The following is a 16,594-nucleotide window of genomic DNA, read 5'->3' on the forward strand; positions in this document are numbered from 1 at the left end:
ATTTTGAATTTAGCCAAGTACATTCATTACCGTAATAAATATTCAAGGACGCCATATGGCAATTCTGCGCTGTAACAATTGTGCCTATTTACGTGAAGTGCCGAACGAGCATGTGGGCAAAACGGTTAAGTGTCCGGTTTGCGAACAAGCATCGGCAATTCACGATACCGTGGTTTTTGTGAAGAAACTGATCGATAAATACGGGGTGCTACTGGCTAAATACCGGGAGTTGGAGCAGGCGAGTAATCCTGTAACGGAAATGGCGCCATCCGATATTCGCTTGCCTAAAGACGAAGAGGTGGATTTGCACAACACTGCTGTGATGACTAACAGTATGCAGTACAAACCCATCATCAGCTGGTTCGAACGTAAAAATATCCAGGTCGAAGTGAATCATAACGCCTTGGATACGCAAGGTTTTTATGATGAAGTGGCGGTTGAATTGGGCGATAACTTTCCGGTTTTGCAGGATGTACTGGATAGAATTAGGAAAGCCCAAAGAAATAACTACGCATCGGTTGTTTTGAATTTAAGCGATTACAGTCAAAATCAAATTAAAACCATTACCGGCTTTTGTAAAAACCTTTACGAATTCTCGTTTGTCGCCAAGTATTTTTATAATAAAAATGAAAAGAGAGTCCATCTGACGTTACAGAGTATGTCGGCCATTGTCGGATTTTTTAATGGTGAATGGTTGGAGTGGTATGTGTTTATGAAATTGCTGAAACATTTCTACGAAAGCAAAGGGCTTTTCTCTTGCTTAAGAAGCTTTAATATTCAGTTTGCCAATGAAGATAAATATGAAGTGGATGTATTTTTTCTAATTAATGGGCGGATACCGGTGTTTATAGAGTGTAAATCCGGAGAATTTCGTTCGTTTATCGACAAGTACTGCAAAATGCGGCGCAGGCTGGATATTGCCAAGGAAAACTTTCTGTTACTGGTCTTGGGTGTTAGTGATGAGCAGGTGTTGGGGTTGACTAGAATGTACGATATTACCTTCGTCAATGAAGCCGGCTTTATCAAACATATTGCCGGCTTGGCGTCGCAATAAATTATACCTCTTAATATTTGTGGTAATTAGGCTATTTTTCCCGGTTTTGCTGCTATTTTCAGAATCTATGGTAGGATGAAAAGGCTTTGAGCAAGCAACCGGATTAAAATATACAGTCATAAATTTGTAATTTTAATGTGGTTTAAAAAAACACTTAGTTATCAATTGATAGGATTTGTATGAACACAGTAAAAAAAACCTTGGCTTCATTTTTGGTGATCGCCGCAGCATTGGTTTCCACATCCGCTAATGCAAACAGCGCTGGCGACGCCAAAGTACGTGCAGCCGGTGAAGCTACCGTTGCCAAAGTAGAAGAAGCTGTAAGCTTGTTGGAAAAAGGCGACAAAGAAGGTACTTTGAAAGCACTGGGCGACGTTCGCCAGTCGCAAAAAGAGTTCCGTTATGAGCAAACCGAGCGTTTGCGTCAAAGAGCTGGCGACAAACTGAAGGTTGCCCGCGATGAGATCGAAAAAGGTGATGCCAACGCCGTAGCCAGCTTGAAAGCGACTCTGGACCTTTACAAAGAAATGATGAAAGTTTACAGCGCCGCTCACTAAGGACGCATCTAATTAATCCAATCCGGATTGATTGACGGCTGCCACCGGAAGACGTGTTTTCTCGGTGGCTCCCAACTAAACTGTTTTCGATGTTCATGCCTGCTTGGCATACTTCCCTTACTCCCGCCGCTGCCGATCTTTCAAAGCTTGCAATCGGCAAACAATTGCTCAAATTCCTGGGCCCGTAACGGTTTGGCGAACAAATAACCCTGTCCGAAATCGCAACCTGCCGCAGTAAGCAAATCCCGTTGGCTTGAAGTTTCTATGCCTTCGGCAATCACTTTTATGCCCAATTTGTGAGCCATCACGATGATCGCCTCGCATAAGGCCATGTCATCGGAGCCGGTCGCCAGATTGCGGACGAAGCTCTGATCTATTTTCAGATAATCGATGTCGAATTTTTTCAGATAAGACAGCGATGAATAGCCGGTGCCGAAATCATCCAGCGACACCTGAATGCCGGCGTCGCGGAACGACAACAGTTGCTCGGCCACGCTGCTATTGGCATCCAGTAACAGGCCTTCGGTAATTTCGATGACGACACTTTGCCCGGAAAGACTCAGTGCTTCCAGCCTATCCAGCCAGTCGCGATGGCTTTCGCGCTCATTTCGAAACTGCACCGGCGACTTATTGATACTGATCTGGAATTTTTCGTGTATCGATTGCCGCCAGCGGCTGGTTTGCTCGGCGGCTTCCTGAAAAATCCAATTCCCGATGCTGCTGATCAAACCGGTTTCTTCGGCAATCGGAATAAAATCCGCCGGGTTGATCAGGCCGCGTGTCGGATGTTGCCAGCGGATCAGTGCTTCCGCTTTGCGTACAGTATTAGTAGCCAGTTCGACGATGGGTTGGTAGCACAAATAAAACTGCTGCCCGGCCAGGGCCTGTCTTAGGTCGTTACTGAGCCGCAGCCGCGCTTGTGCGGATTCCTGCATGGTGGGGATGAAAAAACAATATTGGTTCCGGCCCTGGCGCTTGGCGGCATACATCGCCTGGTCCGCATGCTTTAGCAGCGATTTCAGGTTGTCGGCGTCATCCGGGAAAAAAGCGATGCCGATACTGGTGGAAATATAAGCAATTTCGTTACCCAACTGAAAACATTCCGTCATTTTGTGCAACAGCTTGCCGGCTATACGCTCGGCGTTGTCGGGGTCGCCGACATCGCTCAGGATCACAGTAAACTCGTCGCCGCCCAGGCGGGCTACCGTGTCGGTTTCCCGCACGCTGGTCAAAATCCGTTGGGCGGCAATTTGCAGCAGCTCGTCGCCCATGTCGTGTCCCAGGGTGTCGTTCACTTCCTTGAATAAGTCCAGGTCGATAAACAACAGCGCCAGACGCTTGTGTTCCCGGTGCGCTTTTTTGATCTCCTGACTCAGCCGGTCGTAAAACATGCGCCGATTCGGCAATTGGGTTAATGGGTCGAAATTGGCTTGTTGCCAGATCACGCCTTCGGTTTTTTTCTTTTCGGTAATATCGGAAAACAAAGCCACCCGTCGCTGCATGGTCTGTTGAGCATCAAAGATGGTGTTGACGGTTAACCACTTGGCGTATAACTCGCCGTTCTTACGTTTGTCCCAGATTTCGCCCTGCCAGCTGCCCTTGCTTTGAATGGCTTGCCACATAGCTTCGCTGTGGATGCTGCTGTTTAAAATGCCAATGTGCTTACCGACTACTTCATCGGATTGGTAGCCGGTAATGGTGGTGAAGGCGGCGTTGACTGTCAGGATGCGATCATCCGAGTCTGCCAACAACATGGCTTCGCTGCTGTTTTGATAAATCAGTGCGGCCTGTTGCAGGGCTTCTTCGATACGCTTACGTTCGCTAATGTCCCGAGCGATAGCCAAGTTATAACCGACATTGGCGTATTCAAAATAATTGGCCACGACTTCCACCGGAAACAGCCTGCCATCCTTGGTTTTGTGGATGGTTTCCAACTTGTTCGAGCGCTTAATTTTCAGCTCCGCCCAGTGCGCGGCCCAGACTTGGCGCGGAAAGCAAGGGTCTACATCGAATACGCTCAAGCGCAACAGCTCTTGATGGCTATAGCCCAAAGCCTTGCAGGATTGGTTGTTGATATAAATGAAGCTGGCATTTTCGGTAATCAAATAAGCGCTGTCATGCATTTGATCCATGCCAAAGCTTAATTGGGCTAAGCGCCTGCGCGAGGTTTTTTGCTCGGTGATGTCCCGGAAACTCCAAACCCGGCCCGCCGGTTGTCCGTCCAGATATTGTGGTTGGCAATAGCTTTCGATAAAGCGGCCGTCTTTAAACTCCAGTTCGCTGGCGTAACGTTGCTTAGGGTATTTATAAATCTCTTCGATTCGGTTTAGGAAGGCGGTTCGGTCTTTTAGCAGTTTCAGGGCGTAGCTCAGGGATTTCTCATCGTCGCCGATCTTTAAAGAACCTGGCGGGATGCCCCAAATCCGCATGAATTGCGGGTTGAAAGTGGCGATCTTGCCGAACAGATCGACTACCAATATAGCGTCGGTGCTGGAGTCGAGCGCGGCTTGAAGGATTGATAGCGATTTTTGCAAACTGGCTTGTTTCTGCTTGGGTTGGACCATGACTCGGCTACACTGCTAGCAAGTAAATCTAGCAAAGGCTTATTTAAAAGGTTGATTTATAAGCCTAGCCGATTCCGACGCTGCCGTACCTATTTCTATAGCTTGATACGAAATGCTTATTGCGCGGCAAAGTAGTGCATTGCTCCTAGCAAAGGTGTGCGCGGATTCAAAGCCAGTTTGACCGATAGCTTGGCGAGCATGGGCTGAAACCGGCCTTTGGCGACAAAAGCCTGGATAAATTCCCCGGATTCCAGCACCGATCTGATTTTGGGGCCAATGCCGCCGCCGATGAATACGCCGCCGGTAGCAAATGCTTTTAAGGCCAAGTTACCCGCTTCGGCGCCGTAAAGTTCCGCAAACAAGCGCACGGTTTCGCGGCACAAGGGATCTTCGTCGTTCACGCCCAAGCGCGAAATCAGCGCATTGCGATCAACGCCGCTGGCATTGGCGGGTGCAGGCACCGCCGGGCACGGCGGGGCGAAGCGGGCTTGGACCAGAAAGTCGTAGATATTACTGAAGCCGATACCGGACAATATCCGTTCGCAGCTGACATGCGCAGGATAACGGCCGCGCAGGAAAGTCAGCAGTTGATCTTGTTGCGGGTTTTGCGGCGCAAAATCGCAATGACCGCCCTCTGTGGCGATGGGGTGATACTGTTCGCCGTCCCAATGCAGCATCGCTTCGCCCAAACCGGTGCCGGCGGCGATCACCGCAATATTGCCGGTTTGCGGCTCGGCGGTGGGATTGAGCTCGACGAAGTCCTGTTCCTGTAGGTGCAGCATGCCGATTGCCATGGCTTCCAGATCGTTCAGCAATTTCACGCGCTCGGTGCCCAGTCGAGCTTTAAGTTGTTCGCCATCCAATAGCCAGGGCAGGTTGGTGGTCTGGCAGCGTTGATTGACGACCGGGCCGGCTATGCCGAAACAAGCCGATGTCACCGTTGGGGTGTCGCTCAGAAACAGATCCAGAATTTCCTCAAACGTTTGAAACTCGCCGCTGGCAAAAGTTTGTTCCTGCAAACAGCTCAGCGTGCCGTCGGCTTGTCTGTCGAGTAAGGCCAGAACCGTTTTGGTTCCGCCGATGTCGCCGGCTAGAATCATATGCGTCCTCATGAGGTTGGGGTGGCGTTGTTGAGCAAGTGGATCAAGGCATCGAGTATCGCGTTGGCCAGCGCATGCGGCGGCAGTTGGTAAAACGCTTGCCAAGCCAGCGACACGCATTCTTCGTAGTGGTCGCGGTAGTGCGGGTGTTGTTGCAGCCAGCTAATTCTGACCGCATGGCCGATCAAAATATCCGTGACCAAGGTGTCGTCAATGTACAGGTCGGGATAATCGCGGACAATGGAGGCCAGCGCGCGCAGGGCTTCCACGCTCAATTGCCGATACACCGGCGCCTGAATTTTATTCAGAATATGGTTGATATGTAATCTAAAGCTTTGTTCGCCGGCGGTCATTTGTGCCAGCATGATTTCGCTGTCGATCCGGCGCTTGCTGTTGTATTTTTCGCCGACCATCAAACCCTTGCAGTGATGCAGCAAGTCCCATACGCCAGCGAAGAAGGCTTCGTTTTCCCGGCCGACGCTGCCTTGCTGTTCACGCCAGGCATACCAGTCGTCGGCGTCGCCGCGGTCTTTCGGATTCATGGATTCCGGAAAGCGCGCGGCGGTCAGATCACGCTGCGGGCCTTCGCAATGCAAGGTTTCGACTTGCCCCAGCTGGTTTTCGCTGTTGTTGTAATCTTCCAGGGTTTCCTGCAATAGGTCCGCCACCTGATGTGGCGGCAGCGACAAAATATCGCTAAACGCCTGGTCCAGAGAGGTGCTGCTCAGGCGTTTTTGTCTGGCAATGATCAATTGCAGAATGTGGCCGACGCGAATGGTGTGCATGTCGGCGAACAATTCCGGCTTTAACTTGATCAGCATACCCAGGTAGATAATCAGTTCCTGCACGATGATCTGCTGGCTACTATCGTTGGGGTTAAAGGTGCGGATAGTGTCCAGGATTTGCCAGGAGTCGGTGGGGCGGCGCAAGGTGGCTTTGCCGCTGTAAGCGCGGCCCACGGTCAGACCGTGTTGGCGCACCAAAATTTCCGTGGCGGCTTGCTCCAGGTTAATATCGTATTTGCCCAGTAAGCTGGCGCAGCGACGTACCACATTCCAGGCGTGGCGGTCGCCGGCGCGGACATAGACTTCTTCCAGCAAGTCGCGCACCCGTCCCGGCTGGTTATCATCGTTGCGTAAGCCGGTGTCGTAATCAAGCCCGTGACGTTGGCAGAGTAAGGTGAGGGCTTCCAGCTGGGCATAGAGGTTGGGATTATCTCGCAACTGCTTAACTAATTGGCCGTCGTCACCAATTTCCCACTCGGTCAATACGAAGCTATCCAGCGCTTGCGGCGCTTGGTCGTCGTGGGCCAGCAAATTAGCGAAGGGGCGTTCCACTTCTTCCCAACTGGCTTCGGAAAAGCTGAAGTCGTGCAGGTAGCCGATTTTTTCGTGGCTGGCCGTTTGCACAAAATCAGTCAATCGTCCCAGTTTCACCGGTGTGCCTTGCACATTGCCTTGGCTGAGTTGCTCGATAAAACCCAACAATACTTGGCGGTCTTCGTTGCCGAGCATGTTGTGCTTGATGTTGATGACCAACAAGGGCTGAGCGGGATTGTCCCAGTGGCGGATAATGTAGGCCAGTTCAGTACGCAGCCGTTGAATCAGCAACTGGTTGTCCATGGCAATATAAAAACCTTTTTGGTTCATGAATTGCGGTAAAAACAATAAAGGCTCGCCCGCCAGCACGTAAAGCTTGGAAGTGGCTAGCGTGCGTAATTGTCTTAGGGGTCGGCCAGTGAGTCCGATGCGGTCGTTGCGCCCTACTTGGGTGTAAGCAACGGCTAATTCGCTGGCGTCTCGCACTTGGATCGGCGCGATTTCAGTTAAAGTTTGCGAGGGGATGCCGCGCCCGCGCAATTCGTCTTGCACCTGTTCGTCTTCGGCCAGCAGGGCAATCTGCAATGTGGAGTTCGGGTACAGACGGGTGGCCTTGTAACGGCCCAGCGGGTCAATGTCATCCAGGTCAATCAAACCGTCTTGCAACAGTCCGCCCAAAATATACAAGCTTTGCGCCCAAACCAGCGGGACATTTTCATTGGGAACGCGCGTTTGGCTGTGCGGATGGCGTTTTTCGGCGGCGATGGCGTTTTCCGGCACGATGTAAAGTTCCGGCAACAGCCATTGACCGTTCTGCTCCACCAGCAAGTCTTCCAGGCGGCGGCGATAATCACCAACCCCTTCAGTATCACCGGCAAACAGTTTATTCAGTAATAAGTAGCAGAAAAACAGCGGCCATTCGCATTCGATGTCCATGAATTGCTTCAATTCGTTCGGTTCGTAATGCAGGCGCTGATGATCTTCGAGAACGGTTTGATGGCCGTCCAGCAAGAAGCGTTTACACCCGTAACGGCCTTGCAGTTTGTCGACAATCAAAGCCTCGGTGCGTTCGCGTAGCGCTTTATTGTCTACCGCGAAGGCCGGAAAGCCGGTCACACTCAGTACCGCTGAATCGACTTCCTTGGAGATGGATTCGCGCGGCAGTAAGGCTTCCAGGGTAATGCGGGTGCGGGCGATGTCGTCGCTGATGACGTGAATAATCGCAGTTTGGCCGCCGTCTTTGCCGAATAGATTGTAGCCGGACATCGCTTCCAACGCCGCCTTGGCCATGCCGATCGAACTGGCATTCAATTCCGCCAGACCGTGATTCATCTTATTGCCGCGCTCCCAGATGCCGTAGTCTGGGGTGCGATAGGCCCGGCTGACGTAATGCACCAGGTTTTGCACGAAATTGACTTCGTCGATGCTGAACACAATCCGTAAGCCGGAGGCGGTCATTTGCGCCAGCATCAGCAAGAACAAGGAGGTCGCGTCCAGTTGCAAATGGCCCCATTCGCTATCGCCGACCACTACTTCGCCGCTGGTGGTTTTGTATTTGGCGTGCAGCGCATCCAGCGGGTCCTGGCTGTGTTTGAATTTTTCCACCTTTGCCGCTTGTCGCATCATCGCCGTCAACAGACCGCGCATCAGTTTGACGACGCTTTGTTCCAGTAAATAGGTGCGTTCCTGCTGGCCCTCCACTTTGCGGTACGCCAGCCCCAATCCCCAGGCTGCCAAAATGCTGTAGACATTGTCCCGCACCCAAGCGTCGGTGTAATTACCGTGGGTGGTGACGGCGGTACTGGCCGGTAGCAGGCCACTTATCCAATCCTGGCGTTTCAGGATAATGTCTTGAACTTGCTGATAATACTGGTCGAGCGTCTCGGTTTGACTGGTCGGCATCATGTATTTAATGGATTGTGAGGTGGCGTTTAAAGAATCGGGCACTCAAGCCTTGGGCAAGGTAACTCCGGTTTGGCCTTGATACTTGCCGCCGCGATCTCTATAAGAGGTTTCGCAGACTTCGTCGCCGCCGAAAAACAGCATTTGTGCGACGCCTTCGTTGGCGTAGATTTTTGCCGGCAGCGGGGTGGTGTTGGAAAACTCCAGCGTCACATGGCCTTCCCATTCCGGTTCCAGCGGGGTGACGTTGACGATGATGCCGCAACGGGCATAGGTCGATTTACCCAGACAGATGACCAGTACGTCGCGTGGAATCCGGAAAAACTCCACGGTGCGGGCCAGCGCAAACGAGTTGGGCGGAATAATGCAGACGTCGGATTTCACATCCACAAAGCTGCCTTCGTCAAAATCTTTCGGATCGACGATGGTGGAATTGATGTTGGTGAAGATTTTAAACTCGTTGGAGCAGCGCACGTCATAGCCGTAACTGGAAGTGCCATAGGAAATGATGCGGCCTTGCGCGGATTCACGGACTTGCCCGGCCTGAAACGGCTCTATCATGCCGTGTTGCTCGGACATGCGGCGTATCCATTTGTCTGATTTTATGCTCATGTTGCTGGTTGGGTAGGGAAAAATAACAGAGGCTTCAAAATAGCATATTAGGCGGGAAAAATCGCTAGTTGCCTTGCCGAAAGGCGCTAATTTGTTGAGGTTTGGCGGTTGCTGTGCTGGGTTATGGGGTAAGAAGCCGTATCAGCTAGGTCAGGTTGCCGCGAAAGCGGTTAATTGACAGGCTTAAATTGTCAGAGAGCACCGTCTCCCACCTCGACTTGTAAGGATCGAACGGTTATTTTTCTAAATTAGAAAAAACTTATTTACAAAATAAGACGACCGGTCGCATAATGCGGCCCATGGCGAAATTGGCACCCAAACAGATCAAAAAAGACAAACTCCTGGAGCAGGGCGTCAGCTTGCTGTTGGAAAAAGGCTACCACGCCACCGGTCTAAAAGAGATTCTGGACACGGTACAAATCCCGAAAGGCTCGTTTTACAGTTATTTCGGTAGCAAGGAACAGTTTGCCGCCGAGGCGATACACCACTACATCGAGCCGTTTATCCTGCGCTTGTCCGGGCATTTGCAAAACCCGGAAACGGACGGCTTGGCCGCCTTGAAAGCCTATTACACTGGCTTGATCGGCGAAGTCGCTATAAGTGGTTTCAAAGGCGGTTGCTTGCTGGGCAATCTGATGGGCGAGATTGGCGACACCAGTCCCTTATGCCGCGATGCTTTATTGGATGCCGTCGGTCGATACAGTGCCTTGCAGCAAGCGGCATTGGAACGCGGACAAAAGCAAGGTTCGGTGCGGCTGGATCGCTCGGCGAAAAGCATGGCGGATTTGATGCTTAACGGTTGGCAGGGCGCGTTGCTGCGGATGAAGGTCGAGCAATCGGTGGAGCCTTTGCAGGCGGTTTGTCGGGATTTGTTGGATGATTATTTTCGGGGTTAGATTTGTGATCTCAGAATTGTTGCCTAAACCTATGGTGCCTAAGAAAAAATTCAGCCTAATTAGCTCAGTCTAACCATATAACCGATGAGAAAAAAACTTTTGCTCCTATTGCCTCTAATCATTACTTTAGGATTATTTGCCGTGTATTGGATGCTTTTAACCGCCAATACCGAAGCAGACTGGGTTAAACAACCTTGGGCTTTCGGAGATAGTTTTGGTTTGCTGAACACCTTGTTTACAGGATTGGCATTTAGTGGCTTGATCATTCAAATCTGGATGCAGAGGGAAGATCTAACACAGAGTCGGAAACAATTTGAAAGATCGGCCAATGCTCAAGAAAGGTCTGCAAGGCTCAGTGCATTTTCCGATTTACTTAGGGAATACAATGAGCAGATAAGGATATTGGAAATCAAAATTTCCGATGATTTAGAGAGGCGTGGCAACGGTTATACTGCGGAAAAAAGAATGAGAGACACACTGAATAATGTTCCACCATATAAGCATCCCAAGTCTGATGCTCTCGCCAAACTGAAAGAAGGAAAACAAAATATATTGAATGAGTTAGAAAAGTTCTTACAAGCTGATCAAATTTCATGAGGACCCTAAGACGGGTAGAGTGCGTAGGCTGGGTTGAATGAAATGAAACCCAGCATTGATAGGCTTGAGCTGGGTTTCGCTTTCGCTCTACCCAGCCTACGAATCGAAATAACCGCTGCCCACCCGGCAGCATTTTTTAACGCCGGAAAATTAGACGACCGGTCATTTATTAGGAGATCATCATGCCCAAGTACATCATCGAACGCGACATTCCCGGCGCCGGCCAGCTGACACAGGCCGAGTTGCAAGGCATTTCCCAAAAATCCTGCGGTGTTTTGCGCGACATGGGGCCGCGCATCCAATGGCTGCACAGCTACGTGACCGGCGACAAAGTGTATTGCGTGTATATTGCCGACAGCGAACAAGCAATACGCGAACACGCCGAGCAAGGCGGGTTTCCGGCCAATCGCATCGAACAAATTACCACCATTATCGACCCGACCACGGGCGATTGATACACCACCAATTTATGGTTCCCACGCTCCGGCGTTGGAACCGAGCCAGGGACGCTCCGGCGTCCCGAACCGCTAGAGCGGTTCAACATGCATTCCAACGCTGGAGCGTGGGAACGATAACAACAACCAGGGGAGAGAACATCATGACATTCAAACTAAGCACTTTTACCGCCGCACTAATGCTCGGCACCGCCAGTCTGTCCGCCAACGCCGATGAAACCTGCGCCTCGCCATACATGGCGAAAATCACCGGCCAGGAAGATTTCGTTTACATTTGGACTTTGGGCGCCGAAGGCGTCGGCGATGAGCAGGACAAGCTGGTCACCGTCGACGTCAATCCAAAGTCCAAGCAATACGGCAAGGTCATCGGCAGTCTGTCTGTTGGCGGCCGTAACGAAGCCCACCATTCCGACTTTACCGACGACCGCCGCTTCCTGTGGGCTGGCGGCCTCGATACCAACAAGATCTTCATCTTCGACGTCGCCACCGATCCCGCCAAGCCTAAGCTGACCAAGACCATCACCGATTTCGTCGCCAAGAGCGGCGGCGTGGTCGGTCCGCATAGCTTGTATGCCTTGCCGGGGCGGATGATCATCACCGGCCTGTCCAATAACAAAGACCACGGCGGCCGCACCGCGATTGTGGAATACAGCAACGCCGGCGATTACATCGCCACCTACTGGCTGCCAACCGACAGCAACCTGGAAGGAGCGATCAAATCCGGCAAATACGCCGACGGCTATAACTACGACGTGCGGGTATTGCCGCGCAAAAACCTGATGCTGACTTCGTCGTTCACCGGCTGGTCGAATTACATGATGGATTTCGGCAAAATGCTGGCCGACCCGGAAGCGATGAAACGCTTCGGCAACACCGTGGTGCAATGGGATTTACATAGCCGTCAACCCAAGAAAGTCTTCGACGTTCCCGGTGCGCCCTTGGAAATTCGTTGCGCCTGGGCGGAAGAGCATAACTACTGCTTCACCAGCACCGCGTTGACTTCAAAAATCTGGCTGATTCATCAAGACGACAAAGGCGAATGGCAAGCCAAGGATGTTGCCGACATCGGCGAACCGGCCAAAATCCCGCTGCCGGTGGACATCTCCATCTCCAGCGACGACAAAACTTTATGGGTCAACACCTTCATGGACGGCATGACCCGCCGCTTCGACATCAGCGACCCGTTCCACCCCAAGCAAGTGTTCGAGCAAAAAATCGGCGCGCAAGTGAATATGGTGTCATCCAGCTGGGACGGCAAGCGCCTGTATTACACCTCGTCGCTGCTGGCCAATTGGGACAAGAAAGGCGCGGATAATGAGCAATTCTTCAAAGCTTACAGCTGGGACGGCAGCAAGTTGACTGAGCAGTTCTCGATTGATTTTACTAAGGAGAAGTTGGGTAGGGCGCATCAAATGCGGTTTGGGGCGTATGCTTTGTATGGTGGTTCGCCTAAGTAGTTGTTTGCTCGGTGGCCGTTCGGGTGTGTTGCATTTGTGTCGCTGGCGCGACGGCTTGATTTGAAGTCGGGGCTCGGCCCGACAGCCGAGATACTTTCGCTACGAAAACCATCCGTGGTTTTCGCCCTGCGGGCCAGCCTATCGGCTGTTCAAATTCGCTCCAGGCGAATTTGTGCTTGGCCAAAAGAAAGTATCCAAAGAAAAGGCCACCCGGACGCCGCTTGTTTCCTGCGCGCCGAAGCTTTTATCGAGGGTCGGCAGAAGGGGCTTCCCAGCCCCTCCGCCGACGTGCGGCATGCCCGAAAAAGCGGGGCAGGCTCTCCCTGCCGCACCCCTTCGGGCTGATCTCGATAAAAGCTTCGGTGCTCGGCGCGGCATACGGGGGGAACCCGGTCCCAAGTATCGTAGGGCGCGTTCGCAATAGCTTAATGCGCCGAATGATTTAAAGCCAACATGCGGCGCAATTAGGCTACGCCTATTGACGCCCTAAATGCGCCCGCTGAAAATCTTGGAAACGGAGTGCCAGCGGAGTGAAGATTTTTAGTCCCCGATAGCCGTAGCGCCGGGCGGGTTTTCGCAGCGAAGCGGAGAAAACCTGCAAGGCATCGAGACACGGCGTCAAGTCATGCGAGAGCCTAAGTTTCGATCCCTTGTTGGGTCGGAACGAGGTGACGCGGACGAATCGGGGCACCGAAGGCATAAGCGGTCGCGTGATTTTTGCCGATTTTTTCCTGCTGGGAAGCTCGAAAAAATCTTTCGACAAAAATAGCGACTCCCCGGTTACGGCCTTAGTTATTTACATAAGGAACAGATGAGTACATTTTTACTTACATGGAAGCCCGATGAATGGGGTTATGAAAAACTCAAAGAGCGGCTTGATTTACATCGGGCAGGTGAAACTATTCAACGTTGGAGTTGCGGCAGCACGAAGAATATACCGTTAGGATCAAGAGTGTTTCTTACTAAGCAAGGTAAAGGGAGCTATAAAGGAATATTTGGTTCTGGGTATGTAACCCAACAACCATTCGAGGAACCTCATTTCAACGAGGAAAAAAGAAAAGCTGGTAAAACATCTCTGTATGTCATGGTGAATTTTGATCGGCTATATGATCCGTTGTCCGAAATAAAAATTGACCGCACAGAGTTAGATGATTTTGATTTGAAAGTTTGGGATTCTCAAGGCTCTGGCAAAACAATACCTGATGAAGTTGCTTCGAATCTTGAACGGCTTTGGTTGGAAAGAACCGGAGGTGTTGGCATACCCTACGCAGATGAGCTCCTAGCAGATAGCTCAGTCAAAGAAGGTGCAACAAAACAAGTCATAGTTAATGCTTATGAACGCAACCCTGAGGCCCGTGAACGTTGTATCAGAAAATGGGGGCTTAATTGTGCTGTTTGCAACTTTCACTTCGAGTTGTTTTACGGGCAACTAGGCAAGGGGTATATGCATGTTCACCATTTGAAGCCTTTATCCGAGATTCGCGAAGAATACGAAATTAATCCTGAAGAGGATTTGCGCCCAGTTTGTCCTAACTGTCACTCGATGCTCCATCGAAATAAGCAAGTACTCTCAGTTGAAGAATTGCGAAAAATTGTGCATACCTATGGCGGCCAGGTTCGCTGCTAACAAGGTCGTAAACTTGGGGGCGATGCGAACACTAGCAAGTAGCGTCGATGAAACGCAGTGGAATCGAGGATAATCGGAGCCGTCTTCCCCTCGATTCCGTTTCACTGCATCGAAGGAACATTTTTTATAAAAACAAAGTGTCCTTCAAATTCCGGGATGGTTTTTTCCCGTATGCCGAGCCGAGCACCGGAGCTTTTGAACGGATCAGCCCGGAGGGGCGTCGCATGGATGCGGCGCGTTGCCGAAGGGGCAGGAAGCCCCTTTCGGCAACCCCGTTCAAAAGCTTCGGAGCGCAGGGAATAAGCGGCATCCGGGTCGCCTTTTCTTTGGATACTCTCTTTTGGCCAAGCAAAAGAAAGTATCGCGGCCGTCGGTCCGCGAACCGACATTAAAACAAGCCGTCGCGTTAGCGACACCTATCCCATGTAAACAGCAATCATGAAACTTCCTTATCGCCTCAGTCTACTTTTTCCGAAAGCCGACGCTGGAGCGTCCGCAGCGGCATTCCCACGCTGGAGCATGGGAACGATAGGGTTCCTGTGCTTTCTCTTTAACTTGATAACGCCATTAAGCCAAGCTCAAGAACCTAAACCCCTAGCCCCCGGCTACAACACCCTACCTTTCGAACCCGCAAAACCCGGCACCTACACCCTACCCATCATCACCAAAGCTGCCGACGGTGAAGTAATAACCGCCAACAACCAGCCCAAACACCTCCACGACTTAATGGGGGGCAAGCTGGTATTGCTGAGCTTCATCTACGCCGCCTGCAGCGATGTCAACGGCTGCCCGCTGGCGACCCAGGTGTTGCACAAGATCAGCAGGCAATTGCAAAAACAGCCGGAATTGGCGGACAAACTCAGGTTATTGACGTTGAGCTTTAACCCTGCCCAAGACACGCCGGAAATGATGCGCCATTACGGCGAGGGATTTAAAACCGGCGATTTCGATTGGCAATTTCTGACCACTAAAGACGAGGCCAGCTTGCAACCCATCCTCGATGGCTACCAGCAAAATGTGCAAAAAGTCTACGACGACAAAGGCCAGTTTACCGGCACGTTTTCGCATTTGCTTAGGGTGTATTTGATCGATAAAGACAAGAACGTCCGCAATATTTATAGCGTGGATTTTCTGCATGCCGACACGCTGATCAACGATGTCAAAACCTTGCTGGCCGATGCTAAACCACAAACCTCGCCACTACCGGCACGGGCCGACATGTTGTTCCAGCCTGGCGACAATAAACAAAACTACCAGCAAGCCGATTACCAAACCCGCTCGCTGGCGCTGGCGCAACGTATGGGTCAGCCGGCTAATTTGCTGGCGTTTGCGCAACAACCGCCGCTGGGTTTGCCGAAATTACCGGTGCCCAAAGACAACCCGCTCACGCCAGCCAAGATAGCGCTGGGCCGAAAGCTGTTCTTCGACCGACGGTTGTCGTTGAACAATACGTTTTCCTGCGCGATCTGCCATATCCCGGAGCAGGGTTTTAGTAATAACGAAATGACCACGGCGGTGGGCATCGAAGGGCGTAGTGTTCGGCGTAACAGTCCGACCTTGTATATCGTCGGTTATGCGCAATTACTGTTTCACGATGGACGTGAGAATAGCCTGGAACAACAAGCCTGGGGGCCGCTGCTGGCGCATAACGAAATGGCGAATCCGTCTATCGGCTATGTGGTGGATAAGCTAAAAGCCAGTGCCGACTATCGGGGGCTGTTCGAAAAAGCCTTCAACAAAGGGCCGACGATGGAAACCATCGGTCAGGCCTTGGCCAGTTATCAGCGCACGTTAAATGCCGCCGATTCGCCATTCGACCGCTGGTATTTTGGGAAACAAAAAACGGCGATTAGCGAGGCGGCGCAACGGGGTTTTGCTTTGTTTACCGGTAAAGCCGCTTGCAGCAGTTGTCACGTGATTGGCGACAAGTCTGCCTTATTTACCGATCAAAAACGCCATAACACCGGTATTGGCTATGCCGAATCCATGCAAAAGTCGCCGGAAAAACAAAGAGTGCAAGTGGCGCCGGGCGTGTTTGTGGATGTGGATAGCGAGCATCTGAAAGGTGTAAATACCGAGAAACCCGGCGACTTGGGCTATTACGAGATCAGCCAAAATCCCGCCGACCGCTGGGCTTACAAAACCCCGTCGCTGCGCAACGTCGCGCTCAGCGCGCCTTATATGCATAACGGTTCCTTGCCTAGTCTGGCGGAGGTGGTGAAGTTTTATAATCAAGGCGGCGTAGCCAACGAAAATTTGTCGCCCTTGCTCAAGCCGCTGGGCTTGTCTGATCAGGAAAGCGCCGATCTTGTAGCGTTTCTGGAAGCGCTGAGCGGCGGCAATATAAGTACTTTAGTGTCGGACGCCTTTGCCGCGCCGGTTGGCGATAGTGGTGTGACGGCGCGGCCGATGCCGGACCCTGGTAAGGGACGATAGCTCGGGGATTGGCCGGCT

At 51.7% G+C, this 16,594-nt stretch carries 13 protein-coding genes; 8 read left to right on the plus strand and 5 right to left on the minus strand.

The genetic code is table 11. The annotated features are described in order from the left end of the window. Positions 1 to 55 precede the first annotated feature (55 nt). Positions 56 to 1,054: a hypothetical protein gene (locus tag ACMXD4_RS02875; RefSeq protein WP_101051997.1), complete on the plus strand. Its 999-nt coding sequence runs from the start codon at positions 56 to 58 to the stop codon at positions 1,052 to 1,054. A gap of 179 nt (positions 1,055 to 1,233) precedes the next feature. Then, positions 1,234 to 1,611: a hypothetical protein gene (locus ACMXD4_RS02880; protein ID WP_033155869.1), complete on the plus strand. Its 378-nt coding sequence runs from the start codon at positions 1,234 to 1,236 to the stop codon at positions 1,609 to 1,611. Between the two features lie 140 nt (positions 1,612 to 1,751). Here ACMXD4_RS02880 and ACMXD4_RS02885 read toward each other — a convergent pair whose 3' ends face one another. From ACMXD4_RS02885 to dcd, 4 genes are all read right to left on the minus strand, one after another. Beyond that, positions 1,752 to 4,175, minus strand: a complete 2,424-nt coding sequence (locus ACMXD4_RS02885; protein WP_415879781.1) for an EAL and GGDEF domain-containing protein — start codon at positions 4,173 to 4,175, stop codon at positions 1,752 to 1,754. 116 nt (positions 4,176 to 4,291) lie between these two features. Next, positions 4,292 to 5,275: a glucokinase gene (gene glk, locus ACMXD4_RS02890; protein WP_101051999.1), complete on the minus strand. Its 984-nt coding sequence runs from the start codon at positions 5,273 to 5,275 to the stop codon at positions 4,292 to 4,294. 8 nt (positions 5,276 to 5,283) lie between these two features. Next, a complete protein-coding gene (locus ACMXD4_RS02895) occupies positions 5,284 to 8,499 on the minus strand; it encodes a glycoside hydrolase family 15 protein (RefSeq protein ID WP_415879782.1) in 3,216 nt (1,071 codons plus the stop codon). 42 nt (positions 8,500 to 8,541) lie between these two features. Beyond that, positions 8,542 to 9,108: a dCTP deaminase gene (dcd, locus tag ACMXD4_RS02900; protein ID WP_062328840.1), complete on the minus strand. Its 567-nt coding sequence runs from the start codon at positions 9,106 to 9,108 to the stop codon at positions 8,542 to 8,544. A 299-nt stretch (positions 9,109 to 9,407) separates the two neighbouring features. Between dcd and ACMXD4_RS02905 the strand changes: the two genes are divergently transcribed. From ACMXD4_RS02905 to ACMXD4_RS02925, 5 genes are all read left to right on the plus strand, one after another. After that, positions 9,408 to 10,004 (plus strand): TetR family transcriptional regulator C-terminal domain-containing protein, encoded by a 597-nt coding sequence (locus tag ACMXD4_RS02905; RefSeq protein WP_415879783.1) that lies wholly within the window; start codon positions 9,408 to 9,410, stop codon positions 10,002 to 10,004. Positions 10,005 to 10,088: 84 nt separating this feature from the next. Then, on the plus strand, positions 10,089 to 10,601 hold the full coding sequence (locus ACMXD4_RS02910; protein ID WP_415879784.1) for a hypothetical protein: 513 nt from the start codon (positions 10,089 to 10,091) through the stop codon (positions 10,599 to 10,601). Positions 10,602 to 10,783: 182 nt separating this feature from the next. After that, positions 10,784 to 11,056, plus strand: coding sequence for a DUF4242 domain-containing protein (locus ACMXD4_RS02915; protein WP_415879785.1), 273 nt, complete (start codon positions 10,784 to 10,786; stop codon positions 11,054 to 11,056). 143 nt (positions 11,057 to 11,199) lie between these two features. Continuing rightward, a complete protein-coding gene (locus ACMXD4_RS02920) occupies positions 11,200 to 12,513 on the plus strand; it encodes a selenium-binding protein SBP56-related protein (RefSeq protein WP_415879786.1) in 1,314 nt (437 codons plus the stop codon). 811 nt (positions 12,514 to 13,324) lie between these two features. Beyond that, entirely contained in the window at positions 13,325 to 14,140 is an 816-nt protein-coding gene (locus ACMXD4_RS02925; protein ID WP_415879787.1) for an HNH endonuclease, read from the plus strand. Positions 14,141 to 14,241: 101 nt separating this feature from the next. Here ACMXD4_RS02925 and ACMXD4_RS02930 read toward each other — a convergent pair whose 3' ends face one another. After that, complete coding sequence (locus tag ACMXD4_RS02930) at positions 14,242 to 14,529, minus strand: hypothetical protein (protein ID WP_415879788.1); 288 nt, start codon at positions 14,527 to 14,529, stop codon at positions 14,242 to 14,244. Positions 14,530 to 14,659: 130 nt separating this feature from the next. Here ACMXD4_RS02930 and ACMXD4_RS02935 point away from each other — a divergent pair, with 130 nt between their 5' ends. Further along, positions 14,660 to 16,576 carry a cytochrome c peroxidase gene (locus ACMXD4_RS02935; protein ID WP_415880815.1) on the plus strand — a complete coding sequence of 639 codons (1,917 nt, stop codon included), beginning with the start codon at positions 14,660 to 14,662 and terminating at the stop codon, positions 16,574 to 16,576. Positions 16,577 to 16,594 lie beyond the last annotated feature (18 nt).

Origin of the sequence: Methylomonas sp. TEB, from assembly GCF_047777895.1 — a bacterium.
Classification (GTDB): Bacteria; Pseudomonadota; Gammaproteobacteria; order Methylococcales; family Methylomonadaceae; genus Methylomonas.

What these genes read in the sequence shown, in the direction of transcription:
- ACMXD4_RS02925 (WP_415879787.1), top strand. Translation starts at nt 13,325, where the DNA reads ATGAGTACATTTTTACTTACATGGAAGCCCGATGAATGGGGTTATGAA.
- ACMXD4_RS02930 (WP_415879788.1), bottom strand. Translation starts at nt 14,529, where the DNA reads ATGTCGGTTCGCGGACCGACGGCCGCGATACTTTCTTTTGCTTGGCCA.
- dcd (WP_062328840.1), bottom strand. Translation starts at nt 9,108, where the DNA reads ATGAGCATAAAATCAGACAAATGGATACGCCGCATGTCCGAGCAACAC.
- ACMXD4_RS02880 (WP_033155869.1), top strand. Translation starts at nt 1,234, where the DNA reads ATGAACACAGTAAAAAAAACCTTGGCTTCATTTTTGGTGATCGCCGCA.
- ACMXD4_RS02895 (WP_415879782.1), bottom strand. Translation starts at nt 8,499, where the DNA reads ATGATGCCGACCAGTCAAACCGAGACGCTCGACCAGTATTATCAGCAA.
- ACMXD4_RS02885 (WP_415879781.1), bottom strand. Translation starts at nt 4,175, where the DNA reads ATGGTCCAACCCAAGCAGAAACAAGCCAGTTTGCAAAAATCGCTATCA.
- ACMXD4_RS02905 (WP_415879783.1), top strand. Translation starts at nt 9,408, where the DNA reads ATGGCGAAATTGGCACCCAAACAGATCAAAAAAGACAAACTCCTGGAG.
- ACMXD4_RS02875 (WP_101051997.1), top strand. Translation starts at nt 56, where the DNA reads ATGGCAATTCTGCGCTGTAACAATTGTGCCTATTTACGTGAAGTGCCG.
- ACMXD4_RS02935 (WP_415880815.1), top strand. Translation starts at nt 14,660, where the DNA reads ATGGGAACGATAGGGTTCCTGTGCTTTCTCTTTAACTTGATAACGCCA.
- ACMXD4_RS02910 (WP_415879784.1), top strand. Translation starts at nt 10,089, where the DNA reads ATGAGAAAAAAACTTTTGCTCCTATTGCCTCTAATCATTACTTTAGGA.
- ACMXD4_RS02915 (WP_415879785.1), top strand. Translation starts at nt 10,784, where the DNA reads ATGCCCAAGTACATCATCGAACGCGACATTCCCGGCGCCGGCCAGCTG.
- glk (WP_101051999.1), bottom strand. Translation starts at nt 5,275, where the DNA reads ATGATTCTAGCCGGCGACATCGGCGGAACCAAAACGGTTCTGGCCTTA.
- ACMXD4_RS02920 (WP_415879786.1), top strand. Translation starts at nt 11,200, where the DNA reads ATGACATTCAAACTAAGCACTTTTACCGCCGCACTAATGCTCGGCACC.